This is a genomic window from Brevundimonas sp. (genome assembly GCF_036402095.1).
Lineage (GTDB): Bacteria > Pseudomonadota > Alphaproteobacteria > Caulobacterales > Caulobacteraceae > Brevundimonas.
The window spans coordinates 1-19,823 of record NZ_DASWTO010000208.1; the positions used below are offsets into that span (position 1 = coordinate 1).

At 70.4% G+C, this 19,823-nt stretch carries 18 protein-coding genes, 1 tRNA gene and 1 other RNA gene; 17 read left to right on the forward strand and 3 right to left on the reverse strand.

Annotation, left to right across the window (positions count from 1 at the left end; genetic code table 11):
• Together VGD32_RS13795 and VGD32_RS13800 are read left to right on the forward strand one after the other, a co-directional pair.
• Positions 1 to 1,249, forward strand: a 1,249-nt coding sequence (locus VGD32_RS13795; RefSeq protein ID WP_331032456.1) for a tetratricopeptide repeat protein, incomplete at its 5' end; no start/stop codon positions are given.
• Positions 1,250 to 1,264: 15 nt separating this feature from the next.
• Positions 1,265 to 2,758, forward strand: coding sequence for a hypothetical protein (locus tag VGD32_RS13800; RefSeq protein WP_331032457.1), 1,494 nt, complete (start codon positions 1,265 to 1,267; stop codon positions 2,756 to 2,758).
• On the opposite strand, the gene VGD32_RS13805 is transcribed toward VGD32_RS13800, so the two are convergent.
• Positions 2,756 to 2,828, reverse strand: a tRNA-Ile gene (locus tag VGD32_RS13805). The two genes, VGD32_RS13800 and VGD32_RS13805, sit on opposite strands and share 3 nt — an antisense overlap.
• Before the next feature lie 212 nt (positions 2,829 to 3,040).
• On the opposite strand from VGD32_RS13805, the gene VGD32_RS13810 reads away from it, so the two are divergent.
• Positions 3,041 to 3,847, forward strand: coding sequence for an SIMPL domain-containing protein (locus tag VGD32_RS13810; protein ID WP_331032458.1), 807 nt, complete (start codon positions 3,041 to 3,043; stop codon positions 3,845 to 3,847).
• Positions 3,848 to 3,900: 53 nt separating this feature from the next.
• Here VGD32_RS13810 and VGD32_RS13815 read toward each other — a convergent pair whose 3' ends face one another.
• Both VGD32_RS13815 and panD read right to left on the reverse strand, forming a co-directional pair.
• Positions 3,901 to 4,170 carry a hypothetical protein gene (locus VGD32_RS13815; RefSeq protein WP_331032459.1) on the reverse strand — a complete coding sequence of 90 codons (270 nt, stop codon included), beginning with the start codon at positions 4,168 to 4,170 and terminating at the stop codon, positions 3,901 to 3,903.
• A gap of 44 nt (positions 4,171 to 4,214) precedes the next feature.
• Entirely contained in the window at positions 4,215 to 4,571 is a 357-nt protein-coding gene (gene panD, locus VGD32_RS13820) for an aspartate 1-decarboxylase (RefSeq protein ID WP_331032460.1), read from the reverse strand.
• Positions 4,572 to 4,790: 219 nt separating this feature from the next.
• Between panD and sppA the strand changes: the two genes are divergently transcribed.
• The 14 genes from sppA to murG form a co-directional block, all read left to right on the forward strand.
• Positions 4,791 to 6,572: a signal peptide peptidase SppA gene (sppA, locus tag VGD32_RS13825; RefSeq protein WP_331032461.1), complete on the forward strand. Its 1,782-nt coding sequence runs from the start codon at positions 4,791 to 4,793 to the stop codon at positions 6,570 to 6,572.
• Positions 6,573 to 6,681: 109 nt separating this feature from the next.
• Positions 6,682 to 7,005 (forward strand): hypothetical protein, encoded by a 324-nt coding sequence (locus tag VGD32_RS13830; RefSeq protein ID WP_331032462.1) that lies wholly within the window; start codon positions 6,682 to 6,684, stop codon positions 7,003 to 7,005.
• A complete protein-coding gene (locus VGD32_RS13835) occupies positions 7,006 to 7,767 on the forward strand; it encodes an N-acetylmuramoyl-L-alanine amidase (RefSeq protein WP_331032463.1) in 762 nt (253 codons plus the stop codon).
• A 39-nt stretch (positions 7,768 to 7,806) separates the two neighbouring features.
• Positions 7,807 to 8,219: RNase P RNA component class A (gene rnpB, locus VGD32_RS13840), an RNA gene on the forward strand.
• A gap of 320 nt (positions 8,220 to 8,539) precedes the next feature.
• Positions 8,540 to 9,025, forward strand: a complete 486-nt coding sequence (locus VGD32_RS13845; RefSeq protein ID WP_324777316.1) for a division/cell wall cluster transcriptional repressor MraZ — start codon at positions 8,540 to 8,542, stop codon at positions 9,023 to 9,025.
• The gene (gene rsmH / locus VGD32_RS13850; protein WP_331032464.1) at positions 9,022 to 9,972 is read left to right on the forward strand and encodes a 16S rRNA (cytosine(1402)-N(4))-methyltransferase RsmH; all 951 of its coding nucleotides are present in this window, start codon (positions 9,022 to 9,024) and stop codon (positions 9,970 to 9,972) included. The genes VGD32_RS13845 and rsmH overlap by 4 nt, the downstream gene beginning before the upstream one ends.
• Positions 9,969 to 10,379 carry a cell division protein FtsL gene (ftsL, locus tag VGD32_RS13855; protein ID WP_331032465.1) on the forward strand — a complete coding sequence of 137 codons (411 nt, stop codon included), beginning with the start codon at positions 9,969 to 9,971 and terminating at the stop codon, positions 10,377 to 10,379. Before rsmH ends, ftsL begins: the two co-directional genes overlap by 4 nt.
• Positions 10,376 to 12,121: a penicillin-binding protein 2 gene (locus VGD32_RS13860; protein WP_331032466.1), complete on the forward strand. Its 1,746-nt coding sequence runs from the start codon at positions 10,376 to 10,378 to the stop codon at positions 12,119 to 12,121. Before ftsL ends, VGD32_RS13860 begins: the two co-directional genes overlap by 4 nt.
• Complete coding sequence (locus VGD32_RS13865; protein WP_331032467.1) at positions 12,118 to 13,587, forward strand: UDP-N-acetylmuramoyl-L-alanyl-D-glutamate--2,6-diaminopimelate ligase; 1,470 nt, start codon at positions 12,118 to 12,120, stop codon at positions 13,585 to 13,587. The genes VGD32_RS13860 and VGD32_RS13865 overlap by 4 nt, the downstream gene beginning before the upstream one ends.
• Positions 13,580 to 15,001 (forward strand): UDP-N-acetylmuramoyl-tripeptide--D-alanyl-D-alanine ligase, encoded by a 1,422-nt coding sequence (locus tag VGD32_RS13870; RefSeq protein WP_331032468.1) that lies wholly within the window; start codon positions 13,580 to 13,582, stop codon positions 14,999 to 15,001. The genes VGD32_RS13865 and VGD32_RS13870 overlap by 8 nt, the downstream gene beginning before the upstream one ends.
• 10 nt (positions 15,002 to 15,011) lie before the next feature.
• On the forward strand, positions 15,012 to 16,121 hold the full coding sequence (gene mraY, locus VGD32_RS13875) for a phospho-N-acetylmuramoyl-pentapeptide-transferase (protein ID WP_331032469.1): 1,110 nt from the start codon (positions 15,012 to 15,014) through the stop codon (positions 16,119 to 16,121).
• A 4-nt stretch (positions 16,122 to 16,125) separates the two neighbouring features.
• A complete protein-coding gene (gene murD, locus VGD32_RS13880; protein ID WP_331032470.1) occupies positions 16,126 to 17,550 on the forward strand; it encodes a UDP-N-acetylmuramoyl-L-alanine--D-glutamate ligase in 1,425 nt (474 codons plus the stop codon).
• The gene (ftsW, locus tag VGD32_RS13885; RefSeq protein WP_331032471.1) at positions 17,547 to 18,725 is read left to right on the forward strand and encodes a putative lipid II flippase FtsW; all 1,179 of its coding nucleotides are present in this window, start codon (positions 17,547 to 17,549) and stop codon (positions 18,723 to 18,725) included. The genes murD and ftsW overlap by 4 nt, the downstream gene beginning before the upstream one ends.
• Positions 18,726 to 18,733: 8 nt before the next feature.
• Positions 18,734 to 19,823, forward strand: a 1,090-nt coding sequence (murG, locus tag VGD32_RS13890) for an undecaprenyldiphospho-muramoylpentapeptide beta-N-acetylglucosaminyltransferase (RefSeq protein ID WP_331032472.1), incomplete at its 3' end; no start/stop codon positions are given.

Here is a 19,823-nt window from a genome sequence, read left to right on the forward strand (position 1 = left end):
GCTGCGCCGCGCCGCCTTCCGCGGCGACTTCTTCGCCCAGCTGGAGCTCGGATCGCGCTACGCCGCCATCCGGGCCACGGACAAGAACATCGAGGATCCGATCGAGAGCGCCACCTGGTACGCCATGGCGCTGGCCAATGATGAGGGTTACGCCCCGATCAACCGCGTCGAGCGCGGCGGCTTCGGTGGCTGGCGCCCGCTGTCGAAATACGACGACTGCCGCGCCTTCGAGCGGCACATGGCCTACCAGCGGCTGGACCGCCAGCGCGGCCAGATGACCCGCGAAGAGCAGGAGTCGGTGCGCGACCGCGTCGTCTACATCCTGTCGACCCAGGACGCCGAAGGGTTCCGCACCCTGGCCCGGCTGCACGACGGTCTCTACGGCCCGTTCGGCGAGCCCGAGGACAACCGGGAGGCCCGCGAGGCGTGGGGCCGCGGCGGCGGCGCCGGGGCCGACGGCCGCGACCGCCGGCGGCGCGGCTATCTGGCCGCGACCAGCCTGTTCCCGCGCAACGACGTCGACGCCTATCTCTACAACTACCTCGCGGTTCAGACGGGCGACGTCGGCGCCTATGTGATGATGAAGGACTTCGAGCGGTCCGCTCCCAGCCGCGACCAGTACAGCCGCTTCGTCGAGGCCAAGGCGCGGCAGTGGACGCCGCCGTTCGAATTCTATCCGAATGAGGCGCCGGCCTCAGGCGTGCCGTTCTCGGACGAGAGCCGCCCGCGCGGCGACGCCTATGAATACGCCCTGACCCGGATGGGGACCGAGCTCCCGTTCGTCCATGTCGGCCGGGCGCTGCGCTACCTCGGCATCACCGACGCCGTGGCCCAGCGCCCGGAGGATCTGTCCAAGCGCCAGGTCGAGACGCTGGAGGCCATGCTCGGTCACCCGATGGAGAGCCGCCTGTCCTATCTGGAGCGGGTCCGCGCCATCCAGCTGGCCGCGGTCAACGGCTCGTCCGAGGCCCAGCTGGTGCTGGCGGTGATGTACGCTGAGGGGATCGGCCTGCCGGCCGACTACGCCCGCGCCTTCAAGTGGTTCGACGAGGCCGCCCGCCAGGGCAGCCCGGAGGCCAAGTTCGCCATGTCGAGCTATTTCGCGCTCGGCGTCTCCGGGGTGGCCGATCAAGACAAGGCCCAGGCCGTGGCCCTGCGCATCGATTCGGCCTTGTCCGGCTTCGGCCCCTCGGCCGCCCGCCTGCAGGCCGTGCTGGCCCAGGTCTCCCGTTCGCAGCAGCGCCGTTAAGGAGGGCGTGGAGCAATGACGATCCGTTTCCCCTTCGGCCACTTCCGCACCACGATGGCCGGCGTCGCCGTCATCGCCGCCGCCGTGGCCGGCGCCGCCCTGCTGCGGGGACCGCAGGCTCACGCCCAGGTCGCCGCCAAGGTCGAAAGCCAGACCCGCCCCAACTTCGGTCTGCTGCTGGATCCGCCGACGCGTAGCTATCGCAGCCGCGGTTCGCATCACCGGCGCTATGACTACGGCCGCCACCGGCCCGACTACTACCGGGACAGCTACCGGCCCGGCGGCGAGGAGATTGTGCTGGTCGACTGCGGCGGCAATCCGGGCACGGGCGCCGTCGAGGATGCCGTGCGCCGCGTCCGGCCCGGCGGCACCCTGGTGATCCGGGCCCGTGCCGGCGCCTGCGTCGGCTGGCTGAACATCGACAAGCCCCTGACCATCATCGGCGAGAGCGGCTTCGATCCCCGCGACTGGGAGCGCACCGGTCACCCGACCCTCCAGGCTCCGGACGGCCTGCCCTGCATCACCGTGGCCCAGGGCGTGCGCGTCGAGATCCGCGACATGCTTTTCGCCTCGCCGCGCGCCGGGGAGGCCGCCTGCGTCGTCGGCTACGGGGCCGAGATCATCATGAACCGCGTCGGCTTCCGCCACGCCGGTGACGAGGCGGCGATCTACGCCGACGGCGGCCTGCTCGACCTGCGCAACACCATCATCGAGGCCCAGACCATCGCCCCCGCCATCGTCGCCGACGGCGCGGTGCTGAACGCCTGGGAGGTCGTGGTCACCGGGGCCCAGTCGGGGCTGGAGCTGATCCCCGGCGCAGGCCAGACCTCGCGCATCGCCTCGACCACCCTGAAGGGCACCGGCGCGCCGAACGCCTTCGGGCCGCGCTCGATCGGCATGATCGTCCGTTCCGGCCGCGACTACGGGCGGGTCGAGATCGAGAACACCGCCATCGTCGGCTATGTCGAGGGCGTCGCTATCGAGGGCGCCTCGGTCGACATCAGCGGCAGCCGCATCGGGCGCTCGGACAAGGGCGTGGTGCTGTACAACGGCGAGCTGCGTCTGGCGGACAGCCGCGTCCGCGCCACCACCGTCGGCGTCGCCGCTGTCTCGGGCAGCGCCGTGATCGTCAACAACGTCTTCGCCGGCGTGCGCGAGGTGATCTACGCAGAGGACCGCGCCAACGTGCAGGCCAGCGGCAACCGCGTCTATTCGCAGTACGCCTGCCGGCCGCAGTTCCGCGACCGCTACCGCGGCCGCTACGAGCCGGTCTGGCGTCCTGGCGACGGCTGGGAGTGCGCCTTCGGCTCCTACCCGCGCGACTGGTGGGATGACGAGGACGGCCTGCTGGGCCTCGAATACCACGACGACGGCTATTCGCTGGACGGCTACGACCGCTACCGCAACGGCGAGGGCTGGTACGACCGCGACGGCCGCTACATCCCGGACGACCGCTACCAGGGCGAGGATCGCTGGAGCCGGGGCGGCGGCGGGTTCTGGGACCGGTAGGCGCGGAGGGACTCGAACCCCCAACCAGACCGTTATGAGCGGTCGGCTCTAACCATTGAGCTACGCGCCCTCCGTGGCAGCTGCCTGTGGCCTAGCAGGCGGCGCGGCGGCTTGCCAAGCGCCATGCTCCCGACGTCGGCCTGTCGTCGATTTCACGCCGATGAACGGTTTCTGCCAATGGAGCCTGCCCGCGCGTTCAGGCGTTAAAGGCCAAGGTTCAGCCACGGACGTCCGACACGATCGGCGCCGGATGGATCGTCCTCGCTCACGGAGACTACTGACATGAACCGCCCCGCCGCCGTCGCCCGCGCCGCCGCCCTGCCGGCCGTGCCGAACCGCATCCTGCTGCTGGGCGGGGCCGTCATGGCCGCCGTCGCGCTCGTCGCCGCCGCGCCCGCCGCCTTCGCCCAGTCACAACCGGGGGGCGGCGCGCCGCTCACCATCCAGGCGGTGACGGAGCGGCCGGCCCTGAACCTCTCGGCCTATGGTGAGGTCAAGGCTGCGCCGGACATGGCCACCATCACCTTCGGGGTCGTCACCGAGGCCTCCACCGCCGCCGAGGCGATGGCCCAGAACGCGGCCCGGATGAACCAGGTCATGGCCGCCCTGCGCCGCGCCGGCGTCGCGGAGCGCGACGTGCAGACCTCGGGCCTCAACCTGTCGGCCCAGTACGACTACATCCAGAACGAGCCGCCCCGCCTGCGCGGCTATCAGGCCAATAACCGGGTTACGGTGGTCATCAACGACCTGGACGCCGTCGGTTCGACCGCAGACGCCGTGGTGGCCGCCGGGGTCAACCAGATCGACGGCATCGGCTTCGGTCTCAAGGACCCGACCGCGGCCGAGAATCAGGCCCGGCAACTGGCGGTGCGCAACCTGCAGGCCAAGGCCGCCCTGTATGCCCAGGCGCTGGGTGTCGAACTCGGCGGCATCCGCTCGCTGACCGAGGGCGGCGGCTACGCGCCGCCGCAGCCCCTGATGCAGTACGCCCGCGCCGAAATGGCCGCGGACGCCGGTTCGACGCCGGTCGCGGCCGGTCAGCTGACCATTCGGATCGACATCACCGGCGTTTACGACCTGAACCGCTGACTTCACTCCGGCCGGTGGGCGCTCCGCGCGCTCACCGGTTCGGAACCCGACGCTCAGTCGTCAGCCCGTGCCAGCATCAGCAAGACCCCGAGGTTCAGACCGTAGCAGATGCCAGCGACCGCCAGCGCCGTGACGGGCCCGTCGTCGAAGAAGAACAGCGGCGCGCTCCACGGCAGGCCGAGAATCTTCGCCGGCAGGAAGCTCAGCCCGGACTGGCCCAGGAAGGCCACGCCGTTCGGCGTCGCCAGCATCAGGGCGATCGCCCCGGCGATGGCGTAGGCCAGCAACAGCGGCCAGCGAAGAAGGCGGATGGCGCGGATCATCGGAAATCCTCCCGGCAGGAGGAGAAGCCGGGCGGCCGCCGGCGTCAAGCGGCGCGCTTGATCCCGTTGCTGTCGTCGAGCAGCACCACGGTCGGGGACCACTGGCGGGCCTCTTCCTCGGGCAGCTGGCCGTAGGTCACGACGATGACCTTGTCGTTCTTCTGCACCAGGCGGGCGGCGGCGCCGTTGACGCCGATCACGCGCGATCCGCGCGGAGCTTCGATGGCGTAGGTGGTGAAGCGTTGGCCGTTGGTGATGTTCAGCACATCGACCTGCTCGTGCGGAAAGATGCCCGCGGCATCCAGCAGGTCGGCGTCGATCGCGATCGAGCCTTCGTAGTCGAGATCGGCCTGGGTCACCGTAGCGCGGTGCAGCTTGGCCTTCATCAGGGTGACCAGCATGGGGAGTGCGGTCCGGATGTGACGCGGGGCGATCGGCCCCCGCTCGCAGGCTGCTGATATAGGGGCAAGCGCGCGCCTCAGCAATCATGTCTGTTGCGCCGCAGCACGGATGGTGCGGCGCATTCGCCTGTTACGGGACGTTCATTTGACGGCAAACCCTGCCGCCCTATGGTCGAGGGTGGCCGCGCCCGGCCCGCGCTCCGGACCCTGACCTTCTCAATGAAGCAATTCTTCCTGACGATGCTCGGCGTGTTCGCCGGTCTGTTCCTGTTCCTGATCGTGGTGCCCTTCGTCCTCATCACGGTGGCGATCAGTTCGGCGAGCTCGAAGGAGCCGACGCCGTCCCACACCGTGCTGGAACTCGATCTGCGCGAGGGCGTGACCGATCAGACCCCGACCAATCCGTTCGCCATGTTCGGCGGCGGCGGCCTTTCGACGATGCAGATCGTCGACACCCTCGCCCAGGCCGAAGACGACAACCGGGTCAAGGCGCTGCTGATCCGCCTGCCCGAGGCAGGCATCACCCCCGCAGCCGCAGACGAAATCCGCCAGGCTGTCCGGCGCTTCCGCCGCTCCGGTAAGGTCGTGATCGCGCATGCCCAGGGCTTCCAGCCGGTGGGGACCGCCGTCTCCAGCTACATGCTCGGCGCCTCGGCCTCGGAACTGTGGATGCAGAATACGTCCAGCTTCCAGCTGGCGGGCTTCTCCACCGAGTCGATCTTCCTCGGCCGCGCCTTCGAGAAATACGGCGTCAACGCCCAGTTCGAGCAGCGCTACGAATACAAGAACGCCGTCAACGAATTCACCGAGAGCGACTATACGCCTGCCCATCGCGAGGCGATGACGGCGTGGATGACCTCGATCTACACCTCGGCCCTGGCCAATGCTGCCCAGGACCGGCGCGTCACGCCGCAGGCGTTGCGGGCGGCCATTGAATCTGGCCCCTATTCCTCCCCCCAGGCGCTGCAGCGCCGCCTGATCGACAAGATCGGACAGGTCGAGGAAGCCGAGGCTGAGGCCCGGCGCCGCGCCGGGCGCGGGTCCGAGATCATGGAATTCGGCGACTATGCGGCCGCAGCCGGCGAGCGCCAGGGCTCCGGCCGCAACGCCATCGCCATCGTCGGTGGCGAAGGCGCCATCATGACCGGAACGGGCGGCGACGCCGACCCGTTCGGCGGCGGTTCGTCGATCATGTCGGACGACCTCGCCGAGGCCATCTACGACGCCATTGAGGACGACTCGGTCAAGGCCATAGTCTTCCGGGTGTCCTCACCCGGTGGTTCGCCCGACGCGTCCGAGCAAATCCTTGCGGCCGTCCGCGCGGCCAGGGCGGCCGGCAAGCCGGTGGTGATCTCCATGGGCGATTACGCCGCCTCGGGCGGATACTGGATCAGTTCCGAAGCGAACTGGATCGTGGCCCAGCCCTCGACCCTGACCGGCTCGATCGGCGTGTTCGGCGGCAAGCTGGTGCTGGCGGACGCCCTCGGCCGCTTCGGCATCGATATGCGCAACCTGACCGTCGGCGGCGAGTTCGCCGATTCCTTCTCGCCGTCCGAGCCGTTCGACGCCGCCGACCGCAGCGCCTTCGCCGCCTCGATCGACCGCACCTATGAGGAGTTCATCGCCCGCGTCGCCCGCGGCCGGAACCTGCCCGCCGCCCGGGTGCGCGAGATCGCCCGCGGCCGCGTCTGGACCGGCGCCCAGGCCAAATCGATCGGTCTTGTGGACCAGCTGGGCGGGCTGGAGGAGGCCATCGCCAAGGCCCGTCAGCTCGCCCGCATCCCCGCGGACGAGTCGGTGCGGTTCAAGCGGTATCCGGAATCGAAGTCGCCGTTCGCCGCCCTTTCAGAGCTGTTCGGGGTTTCGGGCGAGGCCGCGCGGGTGCTGATCGGCATCGGCGGGGTCATGAACGATCCGCAGGCCGAAGCCGCCGTTCGCCGGCTCCAGACCGAGCGGGCGCGAACCTCGGGCGCCACCGTGCTGGCGGACCAGCCCTACTGAACAGCGACAATCGGACACTCGCCTGTGAAGGGGCCGGTCATTGACCGTTCACCCCGATGGACCGACATTCGGAGTTCGGCGTTGTTCGCAACGCCCCGGAGGTGAATTGATGACCCAGTCCGACCGTCTGATCTTCGGCCCCGGCCCCTCCGGCCGCCGGCCCACCAACGGCCTGGTCGCGTCGATCATGTGGCTCGGCGGTCTGGTCGCCACCCTGGCGGCCATGGCCGTGGGCGCCGTCCTGGCGGTGTTCACCGCTGCGGCTGTGGCCGTCATCGCGGTCTTCGCCGGCGCGCTGGTGTTCCTCGCCGGACTCGCGATGCGCGCGCGCCGGACGATGACCGCCCGCAATCGCCGCGCCGACGACGTGATCGAGGCGCGCAAGGTCGACGGGACCTGGGTCGCCTATGGCTGGGAGCGCCCGGGCCGATAGATGCTGGTCGTCCGGGAGGCGCCGTCGCCGAATTTCGACAAGCGGCGGGGCCCGCCCGACATGCTGGTGCTCCACTACACCGGCATGCCCGACGCCGACGGCGCCGTCGCGCGGCTGCGTGACCCGGACGCAAGGGTTTCCGCCCACTATGTCGTCGACGAGGACGGTTCGATCCTGCGGCTGGTCGCCGAGGAGCACCGGGCATGGCACGCCGGACGCGGGGCGTGGCAGGGCGAGACCGACTGCAACGCCGCCTCGATCGGTATCGAGGTCGTCAATCCGGGCCACGAGTTCGGCTACCGCGACTTTGCCGAGGCGCAGATCGACGCCCTGATCAGCCTGATCAGTGACATCCGCACCCGCTGGACCATTCCGGATGCGCGCATCATCGGCCATTCGGACCTCGCGCCCGAGCGCAAGCAGGACCCCGGTGAGCGCTTCCCGTGGAAGCGGCTGGCCGCGGTCGGCCACGGCCTGTGGTTCGAGCCCGCGGCGGAGCGGATCTCCGCCCTCGGCGCGCCTCTGGGTGTCGGAGACGAGGGGCTGGGCGTCATCGTCCTGCGCGCCGGCCTGCACCGGCTCGGCTATGGCCTCCCGCCCGGCGGCGACTATGACGAGGCGACGAAGCTGACTGTCGAGGCCTTCCAGCGCCACTGGCGGCCGTCGCAGGTGGACGGGATCGCCGACGGCGAAACCCGGGCGACGCTGATGGGCGTGCTGCAACTGGCGACGGCGGAAAGCGTCACCGGCGTCCTTGGCTAGAATTTGACCTGGGACGCCTTCGCGCCCATCTGTCCCGCGTCAGACGGCCGGGCGGTCGCCCTCCTTCGCTGAAGCTTCGCAGGGCCTGCCCTCTGGAGCCCTGGCGAAAGAGGGAGGAAAGTCCGGGCTCCACGGTGAAATGGCGGCGGATAACTTCCGCCCGGGGCGACCCGAGGGATAGCGCCACAGAAAGCAAACCTCCGGCCTCGCGAGGCCGGTAAGGGTGAAAGGGTGGGGTAAGAGCCCACCGCGTGCCTGGCAACAGGGACGGCATGGCAAGCCCCGCCTGGAGCAAGACCGAATAGGGACGTCGCGCGGTTTCGGCCGCAGGGCTCACCGCCCGAGGCGTCCGGGTAGGTCGCGAGAACCGGTCAGCAATGGCCGGTCCAGAGGAATGATCGTCGCCGCCTTTCGGGGCGGAACAGAACCCGGCTTACAGGCCGTCTGACCCTTCTTTTTGTAACGCTCCCACTCGCGAGGCGTCGCTCGCGGCGTGTGCGCCAGCGCCGCACGGGCTCCCTGCCGGTGCGGGGTGCGTTCACCTGTTGCGTCGCAACATTCATCCACAGCCTGTCTATACTTTCGATGTTCTATGTATGTTCCGCCGAGTACAGCGTTCGGACCCGCGGTCGAGGTTAACTTCCGTCAACTAATCCCATTGAGACCCATTTCATCCCATGCTATCCCATAGATCAGAGTTGGGGTTCGGCGGGCGCGGGGATGCGCCCATGACGCAGAGGGGCGGATCGAAGGGTCCGAGTTGGGGCAGGGCGTGTTTCTCTCGACCTATGAGAAACAACTGGATGGCAAGCGCCGCCTGCTGATCCCGCAGGAGTTCCGCACGGCCGACAACGGCGCCGAGCACGGCGTGTTCTGCTTTTTCTCGATCGAGTCCGACTGCCTTGAGGCCGGCGGCGACAAGCTGATGGCCGAATACGTCTCGATGATCGAGGAGCTGCCGTTCGGCGACGACGTGCGCACGGCGCTGGAAGAGACCTTCTACGCCGGCCAGCGCCCGCTGGCCTACGATGGCGGCGGCCGCATCACCCTGCCGGAACACCTGTGCCAGGACGCTGGCCTGGGCGAGGACGTGGTCATCGTCGGTCTCGGCTCGCGCTTCCAGATCTGGGACCGGGCCCGCTGGAACGCCCGTCGCGATGAGCGCCGGGCCCTCGCCCGTCAGGCCGTGCGCGAGCGCGGCGAGGCCGGGCGCAAGGCCCTGCTGGCCGGCCGCCGTCCGGGCGGGGAGGGCGCATGAGTCCCCACGCGCCGGTCCTGCTCGCCGAGGTGCTGGAGGCGCTCGACCCTAAACCCGGCGACGTGATCATCGACGCCACCTTCGGCGCGGGCGGCTACACCCGCGCCATCCTCGTTGCGGGCGCCACGGTCATCGCCCTCGATCGCGATCCGACGGTGCAGCCCCACGCAGACGCCGTCGCCAACGACTTCCCCGGCAAATTCCGCCTGATCCGGACGCCCTTCTCGGGTCTGGCCGAGGCGTTCGCCCAGAGCGGCGAGGTCAAGCTGGACGGGGTGGTGTTCGATATCGGCGTCTCGTCCATGCAACTGGACCAGGCCGAGCGAGGCTTTTCCTTCATGCGCGACGGTCCGCTGGACATGCGCATGTCCGATGAGGGCGAAACCGCCGCCGACATCGTCAACAGCTGGGATCACGGCCCGCTCGCCCACATCTTCAAGCTCTATGGCGACGAGCGTCAGTCGGGCCGCGTCGCCACGGCCATCCTGCGCCGCAGGGCCGAGAAACCCTTCACTCGCACCCTCGAACTGGCCGAGGTGGTCGAGAAGGCGCTGGGCGGCCGCCGCGGCGCGCCGATCCATCCCGCTACCCGGGTGTTCCAGGCGCTGCGCATCGCCGTCAATGACGAGCTCGGCGAACTGCGCGCCGGGCTGGAAGCCGCGGAGGCCACGCTCGCGCCCGGCGGGCGGCTGGCGGTGGTCACCTTCCATTCGCTGGAAGACCGGATCGTCAAGGCGTTCCTGACCGAACGGACCGGCAACGCCCCAGGCGGCTCGCGCCACGCGCCGGTCGCCGTAGACCCGCGCAAGCCCAGCTTCACCCTGCGCTTCAAGGGTGCGCGCGAGGCCGGCGAGGAAGAGCGCGCCGCCAATCCCCGCGCCCGCTCGGCCAGGCTGCGCGCCGCCGTCCGCACCGACGCCCCGGCCTGGGGGAGGGTCGCGGCATGAGCGCGGCCGGAACCCTGAAGCGCGTGTTCGACTGGAAGGTCCGCGGCGTCCGTTGGGTCGAGATCATCGGCCTGATGCTGGTCGCCGCCATGATCTTCTCCGTTTATCTGGCCAAGGCGGCGGCGGCGAGCGAGAGCGCCCGCATCGCCAGCCTCGAGCGGCAGATCACCGAAAACGGCCAGCGAGTCCGTCTGCTGCGCGCCGAAGTGGCCCGGTTGGAGCAGCCCGGCCGGCTGGAAGCCCTGTCGCGCATGGCGGGTCTGGGGCCGGTCGACGTGCACCGCCAGGCCGCCGAGGCCAGCTTGCCGGAACTGGCCCCGGTTCCGGAGCCCGCTCCGGTGGTCATCGTCACCCCCACCGCGCCGACCGCGCCCGCCGCCGACGCCCCCGCGGAGGTCGCCCGATGAGCGTGCACGACGATCCGCACGCCTGGGACCGTCCCGCCCCCGGCCGTCCGGGCGGCGGCGTTTCGCTCCCCTCGTGGCGCTGGCTGACCGAGGCCATGTGGCGGATCGAGCATTCGTTCGGCCGGGCGCGTGCCGACGCCCGGCCCGAAGAGGACACCCGGGTCCGCATCTTCGTCATCCTGTGCCTGTTCTCCGCGGTGTTCGTCTGCCTCGCCCTCGGCGCGGCCAACGCGGCCCTGCTGGCTCCGCGCGGCGGGGTGGGCTCGGTGGTTCATCCGAACGCCGTGGCGCGCGCCGACGTTGTCGACCGCAACGGCGCCCTGCTGGCCACCAACATCGTCCACTACGGCCTCTACATCGATCCGGCCGAGGTCTGGGACCGCCGCGCCGCCGCGATGCAGATCAAGCGGGTGCTGCCACGCGTCTCGATGGCCAAGCTCAACCGGGTTCTGTCCGGCGACCGGCGGCTGATCGTGCTGCCGGGGCTCACCCCTGGCGAGAAGGCTGCGGTGCACGCCCTGGCCCTCGGCGGCGTGACCTTCGAGCCGGAGGACCGCCGCGTCTATCCGCTGGGCGCCTCGGCGACGCATGTGCTGGGTGCGGCGGATACCGGCGGGCAGGGCATCTCGGGCGCGGAGCTGGCCTTCGACCGCGAGATCCGCGAGGCCGGGCTGCGCGGCGAAAACTTCCCCCTGTCGATCGACCTGCGTGTCCAGGGCGTGCTGGAGAACGAGCTGGCCCGCGCCGTCGCCGAGAGCCAGGCCAAGGGGGCGGTCGGCATCATCACCGACGTCCAGACCGGCGAAGTCCTCGGCATGGCCAGCTGGCCGACCACCGACCGGCTCAACCGCGCCACCTCGGCGCACTACGAGATGGGCTCGGTGTTCAAGACCTTCACCGTCGCCGCCGGCCTCGACACCGGCCGGGCCGACATGAACACCCTGTTCGACGCGTCCCAGGCCTTCATGATCGGCAACCGCCGCATCACCGACTTCCACGCCACCAACCAGGTGCTGACGCTGGAGGAGGTCTACCTTCACTCGTCCAACATCGGCACCTCGCGGCTTGCCGTCGAGATGGGGCCGGCGACGATGCGGGACTATTTCACCCGCTTCGGCCTGCTCGACGCCGCGCCGATCGAACTGCACGAGTCGGCTCGTCCCCGCCGTCCGACGAAATGGGACGACTCGACCCTGGCCTCGCTGTCGTTCGGCTACGGCATCATGATCACGCCGCTGCAGATGTCGGCCGCCATGGGCGCCCTGACCAATGGCGGCCGATATATTCCCCTGACGCTGCGCAAGGGCGGCCTGCCCGGCGCCGGGTTCCGTCAGGTGGTCAGCCCCCAGACCTCGCTGACGCTGCTCGACCTGCTGCGCCGCAATGTGGTGCGCGGATCTGGCGGCCGCGCCGAGGCTCCGGGCCTGCGGGTCGGCGGCAAGACCGGATCGGCCAACAAACTGGTCAACGGCCGCTACGATCCGACCCACGCGGTCGGCACCTTCGCCGCCGTCTTCCCCGCTGACGGCCCGGTCAACGCGCGGCGCTATTCGATCCTGATCCTGATCGACGAGCCGGGGACCTATCCGCGCACGGGGGGCTTCGTTGCGGCCCCCGCCGTCGGCCGCATCGCCGACCGCATCGCGCCCTTCCTCGGCGTCCAGCGCCGCGCCGACCAATACCGCACCGCGCTGGGTGAGAAGATTCCCGCCTTCGAGGATGTGGAGGGCGACGGGCGATGAGCGCTGTCCAGCCCGCTGCAATGAAGCTGTCGGACCTGTTGCGTCGCGACGTGCCTGCGGATCCCGTGATCACAGGCGTCACCGCCGACAGCCGCAAGGTCGCGCCCGGCAGCCTGTTCGTAGCCTTGCCCGGCAGCGCCGCCGACGGCCGCGCCTTCATCCCGCAGGCCCTGTCGCAAGGTGCGGCGGCCGTGCTGGCTCCGGCTGACACCCAGGCCGCGGTAGCGCCCGTCCTGGTCACCTCGGGTGACGTGCGGCGCGCCTACGCCATCGCCGCGCGCAGCTTCTACGGCCGCCAGCCGGCCACCTGCGTGGCCATCACCGGAACCAACGGCAAGACCTCGGTGGCGGCCTTCTGCCGGCAGATCTGGGCTTCGCTGGGCCTGTCCGCCGCGAGCATGGGGACGCTCGGGGTTTTGAAACAGACGGGTAACGTTAATCAGGCCTTGACCGGGCCGGGTCTGACCAGCCCCGACGCCGCCGACGCCGCCCGCCTGCTGGCCGAATTGGCCGCCGGGGGCGTGACCCATCTGGCGCTGGAGGCGTCGTCGCACGGAATCGACCAGCGGCGGCTGGACGGGGTGACGTTGAAGGCCGCGGCCTTCACCAACCTGACCCAGGACCACCTCGACTACCACGGCGACATGGAAGCCTACCGCGCCGCCAAGCTGCGCCTGTTCGAGACCCTGCTGCCGCGGGGTCGGACGGCGGTGCTGAACGCCGACTCCGACGCCTATTCCAGCTTCGCCGCCGCCTCGATCATGTCCGGCCTCGGCGTCATGGGGGTGGGCGAGCGCGGTCGGGATCTGACGCTCGTCGGCCGCCGGGCCGTGCCCGAGGGCCAGAGGCTGACGCTGGACGTGCGCGGGACGGTGCACGAGGTGCTGCTGCCGCTCGCCGGCGCCTTCCAGGCTTCGAACGCCCTCGTCGCCGCCGGGCTGTGCATCGCGGCCGGCGAGACGCCGGAGCGGGTGCTGGCGGGGCTGGAGAGCATCACAGGCGCGCAGGGCCGGCTGCAGCGCATTCCGGGACCGGGCCGCGGCGAGGTCTATGTCGACTACGCCCATACGCCGGACGGGCTGGAGACGGTGCTGAAGGCCCTGCGTCCGCACGCGACCGGCCGGCTGATCGTGGTGTTCGGGGCCGGCGGGGACCGCGACCGCGCCAAGCGGCCGATCATGGGCGAGATCGCGGGACGGCTGGCCGACGTGGCCATCGTGACCGACGACAATCCGCGCTCCGAGGACCCGGCCGGCATCCGCCGCGCCGTGCGCGAGGGCTGCCCCGACGCGCAGGAAATCGGCGACCGCCGCGCCGCCATCCGCCACGCCATCGCACAGATGCGCGACGGGGATGTGGTGGTCATCGCCGGAAAAGGGCATGAGCAGGGACAGATCGTCGGAGGTGTGACACACCCCTTCGACGACGCCACCGAAGCCGCCGAAGCCCTGCGTATCCATGCCTGAGACCACTCATCTCTGGACCTCCGCCGAGATCGAGGCCGCCACCGGCGGTCGCCTCTCCGGCGCGCCCTTCGAGGTCGCGGGGATCACCTACAACAGCCGCGAAATCGTGCCCGGCGACCTGTTCCTGGCGCTGAAGGGCGCGCGCGACGGGCACGAGTTCGCCGCCTCGGCCTTCGCCGCCGGCGCCGCCGGCGCTATTGCCGAACATCCGGTGGAGGGCGGCCCCTCGGTGGTCGTCCCCGACACCCTGCGCGCGCTGGAGGCGCTCGGCGTCGCCGCCCGTGAGCGCTGCCCGCGCCGTGGGGCCGTCACGGGCTCGGTCGGCAAGACCAGCGTCACCCAGGCGATCAAGGCCGGTCTCGACCTCGCGGGGCCCGCCCATGCCTCGATCAAGAGCTACAACAATCATATCGGCGTGCCGCTGACCCTGGCGCGGATGCCGCGCTCGACCGCGCGCGCCGTGTTCGAGATCGGCATGAACGCCCCGGGCGAGATCGCGCCCTTGTCGCGGATGGTCCAGCCCCACGCGGCCTGCGTCACCACCGTCGGCCCAGTCCACATCGAGGCCTTCGCCGAAGGCGAGGCTGGCGTGGCGGCCGAAAAGGCCGCCATCTTCGAAGGGTTGGCGCCCGGCGGGGTGGCGGTGCTGAACGGCGACATCGGCTTCGCGACGGTGCTCGACGCCGCCGCCCGAAAGGCCGGGGCGCGGCGGGTCACCTTCGGCGCCGACGCCGGTCACGACGCCCGCCTGCTCGACTTCCTGCCCGGTCCGGACGGGGCGCGGGTCAGGGCCGAGCTGTTCGGCAAGCCGCTGGACTTCAGCCTGCGCCAGTCCGGCTTCCACTGGGGTCTGAACAGCCTGTGTGTGCTGCTGATGCTGGATGCGCTGGACGTGCCGCTCGAGACCGGCCTCGCCGCCCTTGCCGATTTCGAACCGCTGGCGGGCCGGGGCCAGACCAGCGTCGTCCAGGCCCCCGGCGGGGCCTTCACCCTGATCGACGAAAGCTACAACGCCAATCCGCTGTCGATGGCCGCCGGCTTCCGCAGCCTCGGCGCCAGGCCGGTCGGCGCCGGGGCGCGCCGCGTCGTGGTCCTGACCGACATGCTGGAGCTGGGCGACCAGTCCCGCGCCCTGCACGAAGGCCTGGCCCAACCGATCGCCGCCGCCGGCCTCGACCTGGTCCACACCGCCGGGACCGAGATGAAGCGGCTGCACGATGCCTTGCCGCCGGCCCGTCGCGGGCTGTGGCGCGAAACCGCCGCCGAGCTCGCCGACGAGGCGGCCGGACTGGTTGCGCCGGGCGACATCGTCATGGTCAAGGGATCGAACGGCTCGAAGGCGTCGCTGGTCGCGCGAGCCCTCGCCGCGCTCGCAAACCCCTCAAGCAGCGACGCGCCGCGCGCGGAGCGATAGGGAACGCAACATGTTCTATCTTCTCTACCTCCACTACGCCGACATCGCGCAGGACTATCCGCTGCTGAACCTGGTCCAGTACCAGACGGTGCGGGTCGCGCTCGCCATGGCCACGGCCATGATCGTGGCGGTGGCCATGGGCAGTCGCTTCATCGCCTGGATGCGGATCAAGCAGGGCAAGGGCCAGCCGATCCGCGCCGACGGCCCGGTCTCGCACCTGTCCAAGGTCGGCACCCCGACCATGGGCGGGCTGATGATCCTCGCCGGCATCGCGGTGGCCGTCCTGCTGTGGGGCGACCTGACCAATCCCTACATCTGGATCGTCAGCATGGTGACCGCCGCTTTCGGCGTGCTGGGCTTCATCGACGACTACGCCAAGGTGTCGAAACAGACCTCCGCCGGCCTGACCTCGAAGCAGAAGCTGGTCGCCCAGGTGATCGTCTCGGTCATCGCCGGCGTGCTCACGGTCCTGTGGATGACCCAGTCTCCCACCTCGCCCAACCTCGAGACCTCGATCGCCTTCCCCTTCTTCAAGGCCGTGCTGCTGAACGTCGGCTGGTTCTACGTCCTGTTCGCCGCCTTCACCCTCGTCGGCTTCTCCAACGCGGTGAACCTGACGGACGGGCTCGACGGCCTGGCCATCGTGCCGGTGATGATGGCGGCGGCGGCCTTCGGCATCATCAGCTACCTCGTCGGCAACTTCATCTTCTCGGACTATCTCGGCGTCCACCACGTGCCGGGCTCGGGCGAGCTGGCCATCTTCTGCGCCGCCATCATCGGCGGCGGCGTCGGTTTCCTCTGGTACAACGCGCCGCCGGCCAAGATCTTCATGGGCGACACCGGTTCGCTGGCCCTCGGCGGCGCGCTCGGCGCCATCGCCGTGGCCACCAAGCACGAGCTGGTGCTCGGCATCGTCGGCGGCCTGTTCGTGATCGAGGCGCTCAGCGTCATGATCCAGGTCGGCTACTTCAAGGCCACGAAGAAGCGCATCTTCCTGATGGCCCCGATCCACCATCATTTCGAGAAGATGGGCTGGCCGGAATCGACGGTGGTGATCCGCTTCTGGATCGTCTCCGCCATGCTGGCCCTCGCCGGCCTCGCCACCCTGAAGCTGCGATAGCGCCATGATCCCGGTCCCCGGCTTCGAAGGACGGAGGATCGCGGTCTTCGGCCTGGGCAGGTCGGGACTGACAGCCGCGCGCGCTCTCAAGGCCGGCGGCGCCCTGCCGGTGCTGTGGGACGACAGCGTCTCCAGCCGCATGCAGGCGGAGACGGAAGGCTTCGACGTCGAGGACCTGACGGCCGCCGACTGGCCGGGCTTCGCGGCGCTGGTGCTCTCGCCCGGCGCGCCCCTGACCCATCCCAAGCCACACTGGACGGTCGACAAGGCCCGTCAGGCGGGCGTCGAGGTCATCGGCGATATCGAACTTTTCGCCCGCGCCATCGCGGCCCTGCCGGAAGCCGGGCGCCCGAAAATCGTCGCCATCACCGGCACCAACGGCAAGTCGACCACCACCGCCCTGATCGGCTGGGTGCTGAAACAGGCCGGAATGACCGTCCATGTCGGCGGCAACATCGGCATCGGCGTGCTGGCCCTGCCGGCTCCTGCGCCTGGCGCGGTCTATGTGATCGAGGTGTCGAGCTACCAGCTGGACCTGACCACCAGCTTTGCGCCGGACGTGGCCATCCTCACCAACATCAGCCCCGACCACCTCGACCGGCACGGCGGCATGCCGGGTTACGTGGCGGCCAAGATGCGGATTTTCCAGAGTCAGGGCCCCGCCGCGACGGCCCTGGTCGGAATCGACGACACCTTCGGGATCAACATCGCTGAGACACTGACCGACCGTGGTGATCGCCTGACGCTGGTCACCACCGGCAAACATCATCACTGGGACGAGTGGCGAGCCGGCTTCGAGAAGACCGGGGCGGTCACGGCGGTCGACGGCGTCCTCGCCAGCCGGGGCGAATACGTCTGCGACCTGTCAGGGGCCCGCTCGCTGCCCGGCCGGCACAACGCCCAGAACGCCGCCTTCGCCTACGCCGCCGCCCGCGCCCTCGGCGTCTCGGGCGAGGCTGCTGTCGGGGGGCTCCTGACCTTCCCCGGCCTGGCCCATCGGATGGAGCACGTCGCCACCCTCGGCCGTGTCCGCTTCATCAACGACTCCAAGGCCACCAACGCCGACGCCGCACGGCAGGCCCTGTCATCCTATGACCGCAGCTACTGGATCGCCGGCGGCCGCGCCAAGGCGGGCGGCATTGACGATCTCGAGGACCTGTTCCCCCGGGTGGCCGAGGCCTTTCTGATCGGCGAGGCGGCGGGACCGTTCGCGGCCCGGCTAGGCGACGTCCCGCACCGCATCTGCGGCGACATGGCGTCTGCGGTGAAGGCCGCCGCCGGGGCCGCCGCGGCCACCGGCCGCGACGAGGTCGTGCTGCTGTCCCCCGCCGCGGCTTCCTTCGATCAGTATCCCGACTTCGAGGCCCGCGGAGAGGCCTTCCGCGCCGCCGTCCTCGCCCTCGGCGCAACCCCGGCAGGTGGGTCATGACCGAAGCCTACAGCCCCGCCTTTTCGCGCAACGACCAGAGCCCGATCGCCAAATGGTTCTGGACCGTCGACCGCGGCCTGCTGGCGGCGGCCCTGACCCTGATGGCGCTCGGCGTGGCCCTCAGCTTCGCCTCCAGCCCGGCCGCGATCAACGCCGATCAGTCGATCAGCGACCCGTTCCACTACTCGTGGCGGATGTTGGTCTGGGCCTCGATGGGGCTGGGGATCATGCTGACCACCTCGCTGCTGTCGCCACGGGGCGTTCGCCGCATCGCCGTGCTGGCCCTGCTCGGCGCCATCGTCACCATGATGGCCCTGCCGTTCATCGGCGACGAGGTGAAGGGGGCCGCCCGCTGGATCAACCTCGGGCCCTTCAGCCTGCAACCGTCGGAGTTCGCCAAGCCGGGTCTTATCGTCTTTGCGGCCTGGATGTTCGCCGAGGCCCAGAAGGGGCAGGGCGTGCCGGGCGTCAGCATCGCCTTCGGCTTCTGGGCCCTGACCGTCGGCCTGCTGCTGATCCAGCCCGACATCGGCCAGACCCTGCTGGTCACCACCACCTTCATGGCCGTCTTCTTCATGGCCGGGGTGCCGCTGAAATGGGTGGCGGTGATCGCCGCCGCCGGCATGGCCGGGCTGGTGTCGCTGTATTTCGCCTTCGGTCACATGCGCGACCGCCTCAGCCGCTTCCTGTCGCCCGAGAACACCGACACCCACCAGATAGACCGCGCCTCCGAGGCCATCCGCGCCGGCGGTCTGGTCGGGCGCGGGGTGGGCGAGGGGGTCATGAAGCGCCACGTCCCCGACCTGCACACGGACTTCATCTATTCCGTGGGGGCCGAGGAGTTCGGCCTGGTGCTGTCCCTGATCATGATCGGCCTTTACGCCTTCATCGTCGTGCGCGGCATGAAGCGGGCGATGAAGCTCAACGATCCCTATGAACAGACCGCCGCCGCCGGTCTGTTCGTGCTGCTGGGCCTGCAGGCCTGCATCAACATCGCCGTCAATCTCAACCTGATCCCGACCAAGGGCATGACCCTGCCGTTCATCAGCTACGGCGGCTCGTCGATGCTGGCCATGGGCCTCACGATGGGCCTGGCCCTGGCCCTGACCCGCCGCCGTCCCGGCGCCTACGAACCCGGCGCCACCCTGCCGCAGCGGCGGCGGATCTTGCCGTAGGGAGCGCCATGTCCAGAGTCTGCGTCGTCGCCGCCGGGGGCACCGGCGGGCACATGTTCCCGGCCGAGGCCCTTTCGCGCGAGCTGGCCGCGCGGGGCTGGCGCATCGTGCTGGCCACGGATCATCGCGGCGAGCAGTACGCCCACGCCTTCCCGGCCGAGGAGAGGATCGCGCTCGACGCCGCCACCGGGCGCGGGCCGATCGGGCTGGCGAAGGCCGGCCTGACCATCGTCCGCGGGGTGGCCCAGGCCCGCCGCGCGCTCAAGCGGCTGGACGCGGCGGTGGTGGTCGGCTTCGGCGGCTATCCGTCGGCGCCCGCCCTGCTGGCCGCCTTGAGCCAGGGTCGCCCGACGCTGCTGCACGAACAGAACGCGGTGCTCGGCCGCACCAACCGCTGGCTCGCGCCCTACGTCGGGGCCGTGGCCTCGTCCTTCCCCAACCTGCAGAAGGTCCCCCAAGGCGTCGGCGCCCGCGTGACCCTGATCGGAAATCCGGTCCGTCCGGACATCCGCGCCCTCTACGACCGCCCGTTCAGGGCGCCCGGCGCGGGGGAGCCGATCCAGGTGCTGGTCACCGGCGGCAGCCAGGGCGCCCGCATCCTGTCGGAGACGGCGCCCCGTGCGCTCGCCGCCCTGCCCGAGGCGATCCGCGCCCGCCTGAAGGTGCAACAGCAGTCGCGGCCGGAGACGCTGGAGGCGGCGCGCCAGATCTATCTCGACGCCGCCATCGACGCCGAGGTCGCTCCCTTCTTCCGCGACATGGCCCAGCGCCTGTCGGCGGCCCATCTGGTCATCGGCCGCGCCGGCGCCTCGACCTGTTCCGAACTGGCGGTCGCGGGCCTGCCGTCGATCCTGATCCCCCTCAAGATCGCCATGGACGACCATCAGCGCTTCAACGCGGCCGGCCTCGCGGACGCCGGCGGGGCCGAGGTGCTGCTGGAGGACGAAGTCACGGTCGAGCGGCTCACCCACGCCCTCGCCGCCATCCTCGGCGACCCCGCCCGGCTTGAGGCGATGAGCCGCGGCGCCCGCGCCGCGGCCCTGCCCGACGCCACGCGGTCGCTTGCGGACAGGGTCGAAGCCGCAGCCCGCCCCGCCT